Here is a 14,447-nt window from a genome sequence, read left to right on the forward strand (position 1 = left end):
CGGCTGCCCCGGCACAAGCGGCTGCCGATGCTCGGCCGGATCACCAGCATGAACGCGGACCACCGGCAGCCCGGTACGGTCCACCGATGACCGTCGTCCGCTCCATCCTGCTGTTCGTCGTCGCCGCCCTGTTCGAGATCGGCGGGGCGTGGCTGGTCTGGCAGGGCTGGCGGGAACATCGCGGCCTGTGGTGGATCGCCGCCGGCGTCATCGCCCTCGGCGCGTACGGATTCGTCGCCACCTTCCAGCCCGACCCGAACTTTGGGCGCATCCTCGCCGCCTACGGCGGCGTGTTCGTCGCCGGATCCCTCGCCTGGGGCGTGATCGTCGACAAGTTCCGGCCCGACCGGTGGGACGTCATCGGTGCGGGCATCTGCCTGATCGGTGTCGCTCTGATCATGTACGCGCCCCGGTCCGTGGGCGGCGGTGGGTGACAGAGCGTCGGCGCGTGGTCGATCGATGCCCGGCTCGTGGGCGCAGACGGCGGGGCTCGGTGTCGGGTCACTCCTGCGGCGCGATAAGCCGGTCGTCGGTGGCGTCGTGGACCGTGATCGCCTCCACCGGGCACGAGTCGGCGGCGTCGAGGATGACCTCGGCCGGGGCGACGACGTCGGCCAGCGGCGCGGACAGTCCGCCGACCAGGTGGAAGTGCTCGGGCGCGGTACCGGCGCAGATGCTCGTGCCGATGCAGCGGCGCGAGTCCACCCCAATCCGCCAGGCGGTGCTCACCAGGCCACCGGCATGCCGAGCAGGCCCCGCACCAACATGCCCCGCTTCCACTTCAGCTCGGCTTCCGGTACGGCGAGCCGCAATCCGGGCAGGCGAGTCACCAGGGTGGCGACGGCGACCTGCAACTCCATGCGGGCCAGCTGCGCGCCGACGCAGTGGTGTACGCCGTGCCCGAAGCCCAGGTGCGGGTTCTGCTCGCGGTCGAAATCCAGCCGGTCCGGGTCGGCGAAGACGGTACCGTCCCGATTCGCCGACGACAGTGAGCCGACAACCGGCTCACCGGCCCGGACCAGCACCCCGCCGACCTCGACGTCCTCCTTGGCGTACCGGGCGAAGGAGGAGCCGACGCCGAGCGGCACGTACCGCAACAGTTCCTCGACCGCGGCCGGCACCAGCGACGGGTCGGCCCGCAGCCGAGCGAGCTGGTCCGGGTTGTGCAGCAGGACGTAGACGAAGTTGGGGATCTGGGTCACGGTGGTCTCGTGGCCGGCCGCGAGCAGCCCTCCGGCCAGCTCCACCAGCTCGGTCTCGCTGAGCCGGTCCTGATTCTCGTCGCGGGCCCGCACCAACGCGCCGAGCAGGTCGTCGATCCCCGGCTCGCGGCGGCGCTCGGCGACCAGGTCACCCATGTAGCCCCAGAGATTGTTCAGGTACTCCTGGATCGTTTCCAAGGGCAGGGAGGTGGTCGAGACGATCGCCTCGGACCAGATGTGGAAGCGGTCGCGGTCGGCGTACGGGACTCCGAGCAGCTCGCAGATCACCTGGATCGGCAGCGGCGTGGCGACGTGCTCCACCAGGTCGGCCGGAGGACCGACCCGGACCATGTTGTCGACCAGTGCGTCGGCGATCTCCTGGGTTCGGGGTCGCAGCGCCTCTACCCGACGTGCCGTGAACGCCTTCGCCACCAGCCGGCGCAGCCGGGTGTGATCGGGCGGGTCCATGGTCAGCATGCCGCTGTACTGCTGGCGCGGGGTGAGCCTGGGCTCGTCGCGCTCGACGGCGGGAGCGCGACCGAACCGCACGTCGCCGAGGACGGTACGGACATCCTCGTACCGGGTGGCGAGCCACGCCTCCTCGCCGTAGGGGAGCTTCACCCGGGTCATCGGCTCGTTCTCGCGCAGCTCGCCATAGGTCGGATCGACGACGAGGCGGTCGGGCACACTGAACGGGTACGGCCGCGCGGGCGGAACGGTTCGGCTCTCGGTGGTCGGCGCGCTCTCCGTCATCCGGATTCCCTTCGTCGAGACGGCGTGATCCTCAGGCCGGCACCACGTTCGTAGCGGCGCCGGGTTGCCAGCGTCCAGGGCTTGCGGACAGCACACATTGACGCTCAGTAATCTTTCGAAATCGGATCGTAGCGAGAGACGTCGATGATCGCCATGGAGGCTGGTCCGCGTCCGTACGCGACAGCGTCTTGTGGCAAACCGCCCGCGGGGCCTCGTCCTCGACGACCGTCAGCAGCCGAGCCGCTCACTCGACAGGGCGATGTCGTCAATCCAGAGGTCAAACTCGCCCGGTGTCGTGCCGCCCTGGTAAAGCTGCCAGCCGATCTTCACCGTGTCGACAGTCGGCAGGACGAAGGGAACATCGTTGCCACCGTGGTCGCTCGTGGAGGCTGTCAGCTCCGGGTTCGCCACGCCGTCGATCCAGACCGCGAGGCGGTTGTCCGCCGCGTCGATCTTCCACTCGAAGCACTGCCAGGTGTCCTCAGCGACCGGGGCGGACTCCCGCCAGTTGGTCCAGTCGCCGGTCGGACCGCCGTCGGCGCCGACCCCCCAGAAGGTTCCGGGGACCGTGGGCGCGTACTGGCCACCGACCGGACGGACGACCTCCGCGCTGCCGGTGCCGGTCGCTTCCACCAGCGTGAAGTGCGCCCAGTCCGGGGCCGTGGGGAAGGCATCGACGCGCAGACGCATCCGGCCGTAGAAGCGGTTGCCCGGCGCGGCGAAGTCGTCGACGCGCAGGAAGGCGCGTCCGTTGTCAACCGTGTGGACGTGCAGCACCTGGTTGCCACGACGGGCACGTTCGACGGTGAGCGTGCCGTGGCGGGTGTCGACGCCCCAGTTCAACGTGCTGAGCCCCCCGGGGGGCAGTCGCTCGAAGTCCTCGCAGAAGAGCAGGCCGCGGGGGCACGAGGGCGGGGAGGCCCCCGATGCGCCGGCCGGAATGGTGCCGGCTGCGGCGCCGAGGATCAGGGCGGCGCTGAACACCGCGAGAAGACTGCGCATCGTCATCCTCCAAGACGGCTGGTTCCCCACCACACGGGCGGGGCCAGCAGGAACTTTTCGGCCATCCGACGCTGAGGTGCTACCGCTCGCACCGCTGCGACGCGGTTGCCTCCGCGCTGCGGCGATCCGAGCTGTTACGGCACGACGGCATCAGCTCGGGTTGAATCGATGCACATCACTATATTCCTTCGGCGCGGATCATGTCTGCCGCATGCTGATCTGCTTGAGCACGGGCTGCGGACCTGCTGCAGCAATCAGTGACCTCGGTCGTGGCGGAGGAAGCACGACAGCAGTTGCCTGAACTCGTGCGGGTGCTCGATCGCCGGCACGTGCCCGCATCGGCCGAGCACGTGCAGACGGACATCGGCCAGGTGTTCGAGCAGGGGCTGGGCTGCCGTCCCGAGCGGGGTGATTCGGTCCTCGGCGCCGTGAACGAGCAGCACGGGCGCGCGGACCGCTGCCAGCGTTTGCGCCGAGAGGGTGAGCTCGTCGACCCATCGTGCCCTGGGTGGAGGGAACAACGACGCGAATGCGGCCGCCCCCGCTCGCATCGCAGCCGCACGGGCGTCGACGGCCGAATCGGTCACCAGCGCCTGGTCGAGGACGAGGCGACTCAGCATGTCTCGTGCCCCGAGCGGGCCGGCGGGAGCGGCCCAGACCGCGTCGAGCTCGGCGGACAGCGGCGCCCCGGGGGCACCCATCGTCGAGACGGCCACGACATGGGTGACCTGCTGGGGGCGCGCGGCTGCCAACGCCAGGGCCACGGCACCGCCCATGGAGTGACCCACCACGGCGTAGTGCTCCACACCGAGTGCATCCATCAGGCCCGCGGCCTGCTCTGTCCACAGCCGGAGCCCACCCCTGGAGCCCGCCGGGACAGGTGTACGGCCGAACCCCGCCTGGTCAGGAGCCACCAGGTGCCAGGAGGTGCCCAGCGCCTGCGCCGTCGTTGCCCAGGCGCCGGACCCGGTCGTGCCGGGTCCGGAGCCGTGCAGCATCAGCACCGCGGGCCCGGTGCCGCTCTCCAGGACGTGGACTGGGGAGCCGTCGACCGTGACGGTCCGATGTGCCGTCACCGTGGCAGGCCAGGTGTGCTCACGCCGATGCGGGGCTGACGGACTTCGCGAAGAGCTCCATCATCGCCCTGCCGAATTGCGGCATGTCGGGCCACCCCCGACAGGAGACGAGATTGCCGTCCACGACGTCGGGAGCGTCGATGACCGTCGCGCCCGCGTTCTCCATGTCACCGGTGATGGGCGGGAAGCACGCCGTCTTTCGACCCTTCAGCAGCCCGTACACCGCTGGCACCTGCGCGCCGTGGCAGACCAGCGCGATGGGGAGGTTGCGCGCGAAGAAGTGCTCGGTGATGCGCCTGACGTCGGCGTCGACCCGGATCCACTCGGGGGCACGTCCCCCGGGGATGATGAGGGCGTCATAGCGCTCGACGTCGACCTCGGCCCAGGGCACGTCGACCGGCAGCTTCCGGCCGTTCTTCTCCACGTAGGCGTCGGAGTTCGGGTCGAACTCGTGGATGACCAGTTGCACGTCACGCATCGTCCGTGACGAGACGTCAACGTCCCAGCCGCCCTCCTGCACGCGATAGTAGGGATACATGGTGTCGAGCTCCTCGGCGGCGTCGCCGGTCAGGAGCAGCGCTCTGGGCACCTGCTTCTCCTCGCATCGGTGGGGGCGGGTGAGGTGGATCCAATCCGATCTGATCGATCGGGGTCAGCATTCCTCGGCCCAGTCCGCCCGTCAAGCCTCTACCGCCATTCCGTCCGCGCCCTCGACCTCGTCGAACAATCGCCGGAAACGCTCGCCGGACCGCAGGATGTGCCGACGCATCGCGTAGGCGGCGGCGTCGGGGTCACGCGCGGCGATCGCGGCCACAACTTCCTCGTGCTCGGCCATGGCCAGGTGCGTGACCTGGGTGTCGTGGTGCAGCCGGAAGAGGTGCACGTGGCTGTGCAGGCGAGCCAGCGCTTCACGGATGACCTGGTTCTCCGCACTCAGGGCGACGAGGTCGTGGAAGGCGGCGTCGCGTAGCCCGAAGGCGCCATAGGCCATGGGCCCGTTGCCCCCCTCCAACTCCGCCATCTCCTCAAGCATTCGTCGCAGGCCGGCCACCTGCTCCGAGGATGCGCGTTCGGCGGATCTGCGCGCCGCCGCCGGTTCGAGGAGCAGGCGGGCCTCGAGCATGTCCTCGAATCGGTGCCGGGTGATCTGGGGGGGAATGCGGTAGCCAGCATGGGGCACACGCACGACCAGGCCCTCGGCCTCCATGCGGTTCAGAGCGTCTCGGATCGGCGTCTGCGAGACCCCCAGCTCGCGCGCCAGGACGTCGATCGTGACGCGGGAGCCAGGCTCGATCCGCAGCGACATCAGCTGTCCGAGCAGGGTGTCGTACACCTCGTCGGCAAGCCGGCCGCCAGATCTTCCCGGCGGCATCGCGCCCGTCACGGCCCTACGGCCCCGCGCGGTCATCGCTTCGTCGTCCATCGTGACGTGAGGTCCTCTCCTGCGTCTTCGGGAACCTATTGACACCAGTCACAACGCTGCGACATGCTGACGCCCCCACGCGATCGTATAGGAAAAGTGACGGACGCCCGCCATCTGCGCCGACGCGGAACCGCCCGCCACCGCCCTACTTCGATCACTAGGAGCCCCCACGAGCATGCTCGACGTCCCGCTCGGTTCGCCACCGGGCCGCAGCTGGACCGAAGGCCTTCTCGACGGCATGAAGACCCAGTACATCGCGACGTACTCGTGACGCCGGCCCGTGGGGCGGCCCCCACGACAGCTCGGCAACACGCCTGAACAACCCAGCAACTGCTCGGCGAGGCACATAGCGAGGCTCTAGAAGTCCCTCCTCAGAAAGCAGGCAAGAGATGCGGCATCCACGGCGAATAGGACGAGTGTCGGCTTCCGGTCGAAAGGTGCGGCTGGCGACGGCGGCCATGCTGCTGGTGGCCACGACCGTAACGGCTTGCGGCGATGGCAAGGACGACGACGCGAAGGCGAGCGCCCCCAAGGCGCCGGCGACCATCCCGGAGCTCACCAAGGACCCGCTGACCCTCAGCTTCATCTGGTTCGACTGGCCGCCCGCCAAGGCACTGGAAGCCTTCGCGAACGCGGAGTACAAGAAGGAGCGGTCGAACGCGACCATCAAGGTCAACACCGTGCCGAACGCGAACTGGCACGACGCGATGTTCACCCAGTTCGCCGCGCGCAAGACCGACTTCGACATCGCGATCCTGGACTCGCAACACATCGGCGAGGCCGTGACGAACGGCAACATCCTCGATCTCACCGACTTCGTCAAGAACAACATCGACGTCGCGGCCTACAACCCGTACCTCCTGGCGGCCTACGGCCAGTTCCCCCAGGCGGAGACCGGCAAGCGCGACGAGAACGCCAGCCTGTACGGACTGCCGCTGCTCGGCGACACCTGGACGATGATCTACCGCAAGGACCTGATCGGCGACAAGCCGCCGCAGACCTGGGACCAGATGATCTCAGCCGCCGAGAAGTGCCAGGCGGACAACCCTGGCGTCAGCGGGCTGGCTTTCCACCAGGCCAACGGCTCCGATGCGGCGGCCGTCACCTACAACACGGTCAACGGCGTCTACGGCGGCAACCTCTGGGACTCCAAGACGCGCAAGATCGATGGCGTCATCAACGACGCCGCGGGCCAGGAGGCGATGGACGTCCTGGTCAACAAGATGAAGCCGCTGACCGCCAAGGGCTCGGGCAACTGGTTCATCGACGAGGTGAACGCGGCGGTCGCCCAGGGCAAGGCATGCATCGCGTTCAACTGGATCGCCGCTAGCGGCGGCCTGCTCGATCCGAAGCAGTCGACGCTCGGCACCACGCGGGAGCAGATTCTCGACAAGCTGGGTTTTGCCACCCTGCCGAGCCAGAAGACGAACCTGGTCCCGCTCGGCGGTATGGGGATGCACGTGTCGGCCTACTCCGCCACGGCGAACCAGACGGAAGCCCTGAACTTCATGAAGTGGTTCGAGCGCGCTGACATCCAGAAGAAGTGGGCCGCGGCCGGGGGCGTGCCATCGCGTACGGATGCCCTGGAGTCGCCCGAGTTCCTCAATGCCGGGCCGTTCAACCAGGTGTACACCGACTCGGTTCCGCGGATGCGGGACATGTGGAACGTGCCCGAGTACGCGCGCCTCGTCAACATCGAGAACACCAACGTGAACGCGGCTCTCAACGGCGCGAAGAAGCCGAAGGACGCGCTCGACGACATCGCCAAGGAGCAGCAGGGCGTGCTCGACTCCAGCGGCCGCAAGGGCGGCGGCGGACTGTGAGTGACCCTGTCCCCCTGACGACCGACCACCCCGGGCAGGTGGCGTCCGCGACGCCACCTGCACCGGGTCGGTCCCGCCGGCTGGGCGACCGCGGGCTCGCCGTCGCCTTCATCTCCCCCGCGATGCTGCTGTTGCTGGCCATGTCGGTGTTCCCGTTGCTGTGGGCGTTGTACCTGTCCTTCACCGACTACTCGGCCACCCGCGGGGGGCCCGCCAATTTCATCGGGTTCGGGAACTACACCGCCATCCTGACGTCGGCGCAGGTCCACACGAGGGCCTTGACGACATTGATCTACGTGGTCGGCGCGGTCGGCCTGCAGACCGTGCTCGGATTCGGCATCGCCTACCTGATCTCACGGCGCACGCACGGGCGAGGAGTGCTGACCACTCTGTTCCTGGTTCCGATGATGCTGTCGCCGGTCGTGGTCGGGCTGTTCTGGCGATTCATGCTCGACGCGCAGTTCGGCGTGGTCAACAGCATGCTCGGCTCGCTCGGCCTGGGGCAGGTGGAGTGGCTCACCCGGCAGCGGACAGCACTGCTGTCCCTGATCGTGGTCGACACCTGGCAATGGACGCCGTTCATCATGCTCATCGCGCTTGCGGGCCTCACCGCGGTTCCCAAGTACCTCTACGAGGCGGCCTCGATCGACCGGGCGTCGGAGTGGTTCCGGTTCCGCACCATCACTCTTCCGCTGGTATGGCCGCTGCTTCTCATTGCCGTGCTGTTCCGGGCCATCGAGGCGTTCCGGCTGTTCGACCTCGTCTACATCCTCACCAACGGGGGTCCGGGTGTCTCCACCGAGACGTTGTCGTTCCACATCTACAAGGTCGCGTTCCTGGGCTTCAACACCGGAACCGCCTCGGCGTACGGGATCCTCATGGTCCTCGTCGTCATCGTCCTCACGCAGCTCTACCTGCGCTACCTGAACAAGCTCAAGGAGGGCTGATGGCCGTCTCCGTCGACGAGGCCGTGTCCACAGGTCCTGCCCGGGACCACACGCCACCCGCGCGCCGCCTTGGCGGCCGGGGCCGCTCCGTGCTGGAGGTCGCGCTACTGACCGTGCTGGCCGTCGTGATGCTCTTTCCGGTGCTGTGGATGATCGAGACGTCCATCAAGGAAAACCGGGACGTCTACGCCATCCCGGCCAAGTTCTTCGACTTCAAGGTCACTCTGGACCATTACAAGGACGTGTTCGTCGCCCCCGACGGCGGTCGCTCAGCCCTGTCCGTCTCGTTCCTCAACTCCGTCGTGGTCGCCGGAGCTTCCACGGTGCTGGCCACCGTGCTGGGGGTCCCGGCGGCCTGGGCCTACTCACGCTTCGCCGTGAAGGCCAAGAAGGACCAACTGTTCTTCATCCTGTCCACCCGCTTCATGCCGCCCGTGGTGGTCGTGGTCCCGATCTTCCTCATGTACCGCCAGGTCGGACTCATCGACAACAAACTCGGCCTGATCCTCATCTACACCGCGTTCAACGTCCCGTTCACGATCTGGATGATGAAGGGGTTCGTCGACGAGGTGCCCGCGGAGTACGAGGATGCCGCCATGCTCGACGGCTACACCCGTCTGCAGGCGTTCCGGCGATTCACCCTGCCCCTGCTCGTGCCCGGCATCGCCGCGACGGCGGTCTTCGCACTCATCTTCTCGTGGAACGAGTTCGTGTTCGCCACCTTCCTCACCTCCAGCGACAGCGTGCGGACGGCCCCACCCGCCATCGCCGGCCTCATCGGCGGCACCACCACAGACTGGGGTCTCGTGGCCGCCGCGTCCGTGGTGTTCGCCCTACCGGTGCTCGTCTTCGCGTACCTGGTGCGCAAACACCTCATCGCCGGTGTGACGCTCGGGGCGGTGCGACGCTGATGGCCGGCATCGAGGTGACCGCCCTGCACAAGCGCTACCCGGACGGGACGGTCGCGGTTGATCACGTGGACCTGTCCATCGGCGACGGCGAGCTGTTCGTGATGCTCGGCCCTTCGGGTTGCGGCAAGACGACCACGCTGCGGGCCATCGCCGGCCTGGAGAGACAGACCACGGGCGACATCCACATCGGCGGCACGCTTGTCAACGACCTGCCGCCCGCCGAGCGCGACATCGCCATGGTGTTCCAGTTCTACGCTCTCTACCCACACCTGCGAACCCGCGACAACCTGGCGTTCCCACTGCGGGCCGAGGGACTGCCCAAGCCGGAGGTGCACAAGCGGGTCGACGAGGCCGCCCGGCTGATGCGGCTTGGTCCGCTCCTGGACCGGCGACCGCGCCAGCTGTCCGGCGGGGAGCAGCAGCGCGTCGCGCTCGCTCGCGCCCTGGTGCGACGACCGCGCGCCTTCCTCATGGACGAACCTCTCACCAATCTGGACGCGGAGCTGAGGGCGGACATGCGCACGGAGATCAAGCACCTGCAGGGGGAACTGGGGGCGACGATGGTCTACGTCACCCACGACCAGGTCGAGGCGATGTCGCTCGGTCACCGAATCGCCATCCTCAACAAGGGCCGCGTCGAGCAGATCGGCACGCCGCTGGAGGTCTACGACCGTCCGGCGAGTCTCTTCTGCGCCGCCTTCATCGGCTCCCCGCCGATGAACCTCATCGAGGTGGAGGTGGCCGACGGGAAGCTGCGCGGTCAGGGCGGACTGGTCCTCACGCCACCGTCAGGCCTGCCGCGTGACCGTCGCCTGGTGGCAGGCGTCCGGCCGGAGGCGCTGGAAGTCACCGCACCAGGCGCGGAACGGTCGGTCCCGGCCCGCGTGGTCTCGGCGGAGTGGCTGGGCGACGAAATCATCTACGTGGTCGACCACAACGGCCAGCGCGACGTACGGGTCCGGATGCCACCGACCGTCCGATTCGCCGCTGACGCGACGGTCGGGCTACGGCACACCGGCGGGACCCCGGCGGTCTACGACGTGCGTACGGAAGAGCTGGTGGCCTGATGGGAACCGTGGCGGTGCAGGGGCTGTGCAAGTCCTTCGGCAAGGTCCAGGCCCTGGACGGGGTGACGCTGGACGTGCCGGACGGCTCGTTCTTCGTCGTGCTCGGGCCCTCCGGGGCAGGCAAGACGACGACCCTGCGCGCGATCGCCGGCCTGGAGAAGCTTGACGCCGGGTCGGTGCACCTGGACGGCAGGGACGCGACCGGTGACACCCCGGCCGCACGCGACCTGGCCATGGTCTTCCAGAGCTACGCCCTCTACCCGCGACACACCGTGTACGAGAACATCGCTTCGCCGCTGCGGGCACGCCGCTGTTCTTCGAGCGAGATTGCCGCCGCCGTCGAGCAGATGTCGAGCCTGCTGCACATCGAACGTCTGCTGCAGCGCCGTCCCGCGCAGTTGTCGGGCGGTGAGATGCAGCGTGTCGCCCTGGCCCGGGCGCTGGTCCGTCGCCCGCGCGCGTTTCTCATGGACGAGCCGCTGACGAACCTCGACCTCAAGCTCCGCGTCGAGATGCGCACCGAGCTCACCCGCATCCACCGGAGCCTCGGAGCAACCTTCGTCTACGTGACCAACGACCAGGTCGAGGCCCTGTCCATGGCCGACCAGGTCGCGGTCCTCAAGGAGGGGAAGGTGCAACAGGTCGGAACGCCGACCGAGGTGTACGAGCGTCCCGCCAACCAGTGGGTCGCGGGATTCGTCGGGAGCCCCCCGATCAGCCTGCTCGCCTGCCACGCCGAGGGGGATCGTCTGGTCGGTGCGGAAGGCTGGACACTGCCACGGCCCCGCTGGACCACGGCCGAGGACGGTCGTGCGCTGCTGCTGGGCCTGCGCGCGGAGGATCTCTCCGTCGAGCAGCGTGGGAGCGCGTCGTTGTCGGGTGAGCTCTACGGGCTTGAGCCGCTCGGTGACCGAACGGTGGTCGACGTCCGAGTGGGCACGCAGATTCTCAAGGTCAAGGCACGACCCACCGTCACCGGTACGCCGGGCGAGCGGCTGCTTGTCACGGTCGACCTGGACCGTGCCCACCTGTTCGATGCGGGCACCGGGCTGTCCCTGTCCGAGGCTGGGCGGTAACCGGGCCGGGCGGCGACGGCACCATGCGCCCGCACGTGGCAATCGAGCCTCGGCGAACCGTCACCGGCGCGCACGGCCTGACGACGCTGAGGCGGCCGTGGCCGGAGAGGCCATCGGTGGCGCGGGTAAGGGCCACCGCTCGGCGACCTCGCCCCCGACGAGGGCGGGTGACCCGTCCGTCCACGCGCACAGCGCGATCGCTGAGGCACGCCGGACATCACCAAGAAGATCACAGGAGGCGACGCGATGAGTGACCCGATGAACGTCCTGGCCCCCGAGCACCGGCGGCTCCGGATCGGCGACGCCTGGCGCGACGCCGCAAGCGGAGCCACCTTCACCGTCGAGGACCCGGCCACCGGCAAGACCATCGCCGAGGTGGCGGACGCCGGCGTCGTTGACGGGCTCGCCGCTCTGGACGCCGCGAGCACGGCAATGGCGCAGTGGGCGGGCACCCCGCCGCGGAGACGGTCGGAGTTGTTGACCGCGACGTACCGGGCACTGACCGAGCGAGCCGAGGAGATCGCCCGGCTGATAACGCTCGAGATGGGCAAGCCGCTCGCCGAGGCTCGGGGAGAGGTGGCCTACGGCGCCGAGTTCTTCCGTTGGTTCGCCGAGGAGGCGGTGCGCGTCGAGGGGCGCTACAGCATTGCTCCCGCAGGTGGATACCGCATCCTCACCGTGCCGAAGCCGGTCGGACCGTGCGTCTTCGTGACGCCCTGGAACTTCCCGTTGGCCATGGGTGCCCGCAAGATCGCTCCTGCGCTGGCTGCGGGCTGCACGACGATCACCAAGCCAGCAGGCCAGACGCCACTCACCATGCTGTTCCTGGCCCGCATCATGGAGGAGGTCGGCGTTCCCCCGGGCGTCGTCAACGTGGTGACCACCAAGCGTTCCGGCGAGGTGGTCTCCGCGCTGCTGGCCGACGGTCGGACCCGCAAGCTGTCGTTCACCGGGTCGACCGAGGTCGGGCGCGTGCTGCTGCGACAGGCTGCGGACAACGTGCTGCGTACGTCCATGGAACTGGGCGGCAACGCGGCCTTGATCGTGTGTGCCGACGCTGACCTGGACGTCGCGCTCGACGGTGTCATGGTGGCCAAGATGCGCAACATCGGGGAGTCCTGCATCGCGGCCAACCGGATCTACGTCGAGGAGCCGGTGCGCGAGGAGTTCACGGCGCGCTTCGCCGAGCGGATGGGCGCGCTGTCGGTGGGCCATGGTCTCGACGACGGCGTAAACGTCGGGGCGTTGATCGACGAGGCCTCGGTCACCAAGATCGACGAGCTCGTCACCGACGCGGTCGATCGCGGTGCCCGGGTCGTGGTGGGCGGCGAGCGTCCGGATGGGCCGGGCCACTTCTACCCGCCCACGGTCCTCGTCGACGTGCCCGAGGACGCGCGGATGCTGCAGGAGGAGATCTTCGGCCCGGTGGCGCCGATCATCTCGTTCACGTCCGACGACGAGGTGATGGCGAAGGCCAACGACACCGAGCACGGCCTGGCCGGATACGTCTTCACCCGTGACCTCCAGCGGGCGCTCCGGTTCACCGAGGGGCTGGATACGGGGATGCTCGGCATCAACCGGGGCCTGATATCGGACCCGTCAGCTCCGTTCGGAGGGGTGAAGCAGTCCGGGATCGGCAGGGAGGGGTCGCACGAGGGCATCCTCGAGTACCTCGACCTCACCTACGTGGCGATCGACCTACCGTGACCGGCCTGCTGCTCGATCGAGTCCGGGCGCCCGGCACGCGCGCCCGCGCCACCCGGGCGGCCAACCTCGCCGACGCCGTCCCGGTCTCGCAGGTGACCTGGACGTCCGCCCAGCACATCGCCGCCGACGTTCCGGAGAGGCACCGACATGCTTGAGACCGTCCGCGGGCCACGCCAGCTGATAGCGGGCGAAGGGGTCGCGCAGAACATCCCCCGAGTGGTGGCCGAGAGTGGCTCGCGAGTCCTCATCGTGACCGACCAGGTTCTTCTACGGCAGCCGGGCGTGGCCGAGATCGTGGCCGCCGTGCGGGAGAAGGTCCAGGTCGTCGAGGTGTTTTCCGACGCGACTCCAGACGTGCCACTCACCGATGTCGCCCTCGCCGTCTCGGTCGCCGCCGCGGTGGACGCCAACGTGATCCTCGCCATCGGGGGTGGCACGGTGATCGACCTCGCCAAAATCGTCGGCGTCATCCGGCGCCACGGTGGGACGCCGCGCGACTTCTACGGCGAGTCGAAGGTGCCGGGGCCGACGATTCCTCTCGTCGCGGTCCCGACGACGTCAGGCACCGGCTCCGAGCTCACACCCGTCTCGGTGCTGACCGACCCGGACCGCGAGCTGAAGGTGGGGGTTTCCAGCGTCCACATCGTGCCCGACTTCGCCATCGTCGACCCCGAACTCACCTACACCTGCCCTGCGACAGTCACCGCCCACTCCGGCATCGACGCGTTCTGTCACGCGGTGGAGAGCTACACCGCGCGACCCCGGGCCCACGGACCGCGCGACCCGGTGGAGCAGGTGTTCCTCGGCCGCAACCCGGTCACCGACCACTACGCGCTCCGGGCCGCGGAGCGGATCGCCCGCAGCTTGCGTCGTGCGGTCAGGGATGGAGGCGACACGGACGCGCGCGCGGACATGTCCTATGGGTCCATGCTCGCCGGGCTCGCCTTTTCCCACGCGGGCAACGCGGCCCCGCACGCTCTCCAGTACCCCATCGGCGCAGCCACGCACACGCCGCACGGCCTGGGCGTCGGGCTGCTACTGCCCTACGCGCTGGACGCGGCCAGGGATGCCATCGGCGACCGGTTGGCCATCCTCGCCGGGGTGTGCGGGCTCGACGTGGCCGACGCCTCGGAGGCCGAGGCCGCAGATACGTTCCTCACCTGGCTCGACGGGCTCCTTGCCGACATCGGCATCCCTCCCACCTTGGCGGACATCGGCGTGGCACGCGCCGACCTCCCGCGCTTCGCGCAGATGGCCAGTGGCGTCACCCGCTTGATCCAGAACCATCCAGGCCCGACCGACACCGCCAGCCTGACCGCGATCCTCGAAGCGGCCTGGACCGGGGACCGGACCCGACACCTGCTGACTCCGAGCAGAGATGGTGACCGGCCTTTCACCTGACGTGGACGGCGCCCGGGTCTGTTCGTGCGGCTCCGCGAGGGCCACCACCACGGTGAAGT

15 protein-coding genes are annotated in these 14,447 nt (G+C 68.8%); 9 read left to right on the top strand and 6 right to left on the bottom strand.

Annotated elements, in window-relative coordinates:
* Positions 1 to 86: 86 nt before the first annotated feature.
* Complete coding sequence (locus PSH25_RS18565; protein ID WP_238660285.1) at positions 87 to 434, top strand: YnfA family protein; 348 nt, start codon at positions 87 to 89, stop codon at positions 432 to 434.
* A 67-nt stretch (positions 435 to 501) separates the two neighbouring features.
* On the opposite strand, the gene PSH25_RS18570 is transcribed toward PSH25_RS18565, so the two are convergent.
* The 6 genes from PSH25_RS18570 to PSH25_RS18595 all read right to left on the bottom strand — a co-directional run bounded on the left by PSH25_RS18570 (position 502) and on the right by PSH25_RS18595 (position 5,456).
* Positions 502 to 729, bottom strand: a complete 228-nt coding sequence (locus tag PSH25_RS18570; RefSeq protein ID WP_238660286.1) for a ferredoxin — start codon at positions 727 to 729, stop codon at positions 502 to 504.
* Complete coding sequence (locus PSH25_RS18575; protein ID WP_238660287.1) at positions 726 to 1,955, bottom strand: cytochrome P450; 1,230 nt, start codon at positions 1,953 to 1,955, stop codon at positions 726 to 728. Before PSH25_RS18575 ends, PSH25_RS18570 begins: the two co-directional genes overlap by 4 nt.
* Before the next feature lie 228 nt (positions 1,956 to 2,183).
* Positions 2,184 to 2,957, bottom strand: a complete 774-nt coding sequence (locus PSH25_RS18580) for a hypothetical protein (protein ID WP_238660288.1) — start codon at positions 2,955 to 2,957, stop codon at positions 2,184 to 2,186.
* 254 nt (positions 2,958 to 3,211) lie between these two features.
* Entirely contained in the window at positions 3,212 to 3,955 is a 744-nt protein-coding gene (locus tag PSH25_RS18585) for an alpha/beta fold hydrolase (protein ID WP_238660310.1), read from the bottom strand.
* 97 nt (positions 3,956 to 4,052) lie between these two features.
* Positions 4,053 to 4,622, bottom strand: a complete 570-nt coding sequence (locus tag PSH25_RS18590) for a DJ-1/PfpI family protein (RefSeq protein ID WP_238660289.1) — start codon at positions 4,620 to 4,622, stop codon at positions 4,053 to 4,055.
* Between the two features lie 90 nt (positions 4,623 to 4,712).
* Positions 4,713 to 5,456, bottom strand: a complete 744-nt coding sequence (locus tag PSH25_RS18595; RefSeq protein WP_238660290.1) for a GntR family transcriptional regulator — start codon at positions 5,454 to 5,456, stop codon at positions 4,713 to 4,715.
* A 437-nt stretch (positions 5,457 to 5,893) separates the two neighbouring features.
* On the opposite strand from PSH25_RS18595, the gene PSH25_RS18600 reads away from it, so the two are divergent.
* The 8 genes from PSH25_RS18600 to PSH25_RS18635 all read left to right on the top strand — a co-directional run bounded on the left by PSH25_RS18600 (position 5,894) and on the right by PSH25_RS18635 (position 14,388).
* Positions 5,894 to 7,279, top strand: a complete 1,386-nt coding sequence (locus PSH25_RS18600) for an extracellular solute-binding protein (protein WP_238660291.1) — start codon at positions 5,894 to 5,896, stop codon at positions 7,277 to 7,279.
* A complete protein-coding gene (locus PSH25_RS18605; protein ID WP_238660292.1) occupies positions 7,276 to 8,226 on the top strand; it encodes a carbohydrate ABC transporter permease in 951 nt (316 codons plus the stop codon). Before PSH25_RS18600 ends, PSH25_RS18605 begins: the two co-directional genes overlap by 4 nt.
* Positions 8,226 to 9,137, top strand: coding sequence for a carbohydrate ABC transporter permease (locus PSH25_RS18610; RefSeq protein WP_238660293.1), 912 nt, complete (start codon positions 8,226 to 8,228; stop codon positions 9,135 to 9,137). The genes PSH25_RS18605 and PSH25_RS18610 overlap by 1 nt, the downstream gene beginning before the upstream one ends.
* The gene (locus PSH25_RS18615) at positions 9,137 to 10,204 is read left to right on the top strand and encodes an ABC transporter ATP-binding protein (RefSeq protein ID WP_238660294.1); all 1,068 of its coding nucleotides are present in this window, start codon (positions 9,137 to 9,139) and stop codon (positions 10,202 to 10,204) included. Before PSH25_RS18610 ends, PSH25_RS18615 begins: the two co-directional genes overlap by 1 nt.
* On the top strand, positions 10,204 to 11,280 hold the full coding sequence (locus PSH25_RS18620; protein WP_238660295.1) for an ABC transporter ATP-binding protein: 1,077 nt from the start codon (positions 10,204 to 10,206) through the stop codon (positions 11,278 to 11,280). Before PSH25_RS18615 ends, PSH25_RS18620 begins: the two co-directional genes overlap by 1 nt.
* A gap of 246 nt (positions 11,281 to 11,526) precedes the next feature.
* Positions 11,527 to 12,987 (top strand): NAD-dependent succinate-semialdehyde dehydrogenase, encoded by a 1,461-nt coding sequence (locus PSH25_RS18625; RefSeq protein ID WP_238660296.1) that lies wholly within the window; start codon positions 11,527 to 11,529, stop codon positions 12,985 to 12,987.
* Positions 12,984 to 13,142: a hypothetical protein gene (locus tag PSH25_RS18630; RefSeq protein WP_238660297.1), complete on the top strand. Its 159-nt coding sequence runs from the start codon at positions 12,984 to 12,986 to the stop codon at positions 13,140 to 13,142. Before PSH25_RS18625 ends, PSH25_RS18630 begins: the two co-directional genes overlap by 4 nt.
* On the top strand, positions 13,135 to 14,388 hold the full coding sequence (locus PSH25_RS18635) for an iron-containing alcohol dehydrogenase (RefSeq protein WP_238660298.1): 1,254 nt from the start codon (positions 13,135 to 13,137) through the stop codon (positions 14,386 to 14,388). Before PSH25_RS18630 ends, PSH25_RS18635 begins: the two co-directional genes overlap by 8 nt.
* Positions 14,389 to 14,447: the final 59 nt, after the last annotated feature.

The sequence above is a fragment of the Micromonospora foliorum genome, assembly GCF_022229015.1.
Classification (GTDB): domain Bacteria; phylum Actinomycetota; class Actinomycetes; order Mycobacteriales; family Micromonosporaceae; genus Micromonospora; species Micromonospora foliorum.